The organism is Acinetobacter sp. ANC_7553 (assembly GCF_056779895.1).
In genome coordinates, this window is sequence record NZ_JBWYIV010000038.1 from 1 (window position 1) to 1,590 (window position 1,590).

1 protein-coding gene is annotated in these 1,590 nt (G+C 43.1%); it reads left to right on the forward strand.

All coding sequences use genetic code 11. From position 1 onward, the window contains the following. Window positions 1-25: 25 nt before the first annotated feature. On the forward strand, window positions 26-1,590 hold a 1,565-nt coding region (ahpF, locus tag AC1M9I_RS14550; protein WP_481594350.1), incomplete at its 3' end, for an alkyl hydroperoxide reductase subunit F.

Below are 1,590 nucleotides of genomic sequence, written 5' to 3' on the forward strand. Positions count from 1 at the left end.
TATTACTCCTTTGGAGACGTTAGCAATGTTAGATCAAAATACTTCAGCTCAATTAAAAACGCTTTTAGAACGCCTTGAAGGTCCAATCGAATTGGTTGCGACTTTAAATGATTCAGACAAATCTGCAAAAATCAAAGAACTTGTGGAAGAAGTGGCTGCACTTTCTCCATTCGTCACAGCTCGTTTTGATGGACAAAATAAACGTGTGCCGAGCTTTGGTATTGCTAAAGCGGGTGAAGAACCGCGTGTCTTCTTCGCAGGTTTACCAATGGGTCATGAGTTCACTTCTTTGATTTTGGCATTGCTACAAACTTCTGGTTATGCACCAAAAGTATCTGATGAAGTATTAGCATCCATTAAAGCTTTAGAAATCAAATCTGACTTTGATGTATTCGTATCTTTAAGCTGTCATAACTGCCCAGATGTGGTTCAAGCACTTAACTTGATCGCAATCTACAACCCTGGCACAACAGCAACCATGATTGATGGTGCATTCTTCCAAGACGAAGTAGAGGAACGCAAAATCATGGCTGTACCAATGGTGTTCCAAGACAACGAACATATTGGTCAAGGTCGTATGACATTGGAAGAGATTGTTGCGAAGCTTGATACTAATTCTGCTGCGAAAGATGCTGAAAAGCTCAATGCCAAAGATGCATTTGATGTGCTTGTGATCGGTGGTGGTCCTGCAGGTAACACATCTGCAATCTATGCCGCTCGTAAAGGTATCCGTACAGGAATCGTTGCTGAGCGCATGGGTGGTCAGGTCATGGACACCATGGACATTGAAAACTTTACATCAGTGCAAAAGACGCAAGGTCCTAAGTTTGCAGCTGAAATGGAAGCACATGTTCGTGAATACGGTGTCGACATCATGAACCTACAACGTGTGTCTGACATTAAAGGTGCAGATGAAACTGCCAACGGTTTAGTTGAAGTGACTTTAGAGAATGGTGCAAAACTTGAATCGAAAACGGTCATCCTGTCTACAGGTGCACGTTGGAGAGAAATGAATGTACCAGGTGAGCAAGAATACAAAACCCGTGGTGTTGCGTACTGCCCACACTGTGATGGTCCATTGTTCAAAGGCAAACGTGTGGCTGTGATCGGTGGTGGTAACTCTGGTGTTGAAGCTGCGATTGACCTTGCAGGTATTGTTGAGCATGTCACTTTGGTTGAGTTTGATACCAAACTGCGTGCTGACCAAGTCCTTCAAGATAAATTGAACAGCTTACCTAACACGACTGTCATCAAAAATGCGTTGTCTACAGAAGTCGTTGGTGATGGCAAACAAGTCACTGCACTGAAATACAAAGACCGTGCGACGGATGAAGAACACACTGTCGAATTGGCGGGGATCTTCGTACAAATCGGTTTGTTACCAAACACGGATTTCTTAAAAGAAACCCAAGTTGAATTAACTAACCGTGGTGAGATTGTGATTAATGATCGCAACGAAACCAATGTAAAAGGTGTATTTGCTGCGGGTGACTGTACAACAGTACCTTATAAGCAAATCATCATTGCCACTGGTGAAGGCGCGAAAGCATCACTGTCAGCGTTTGATTACATCATTCGTTCTGGACAGTA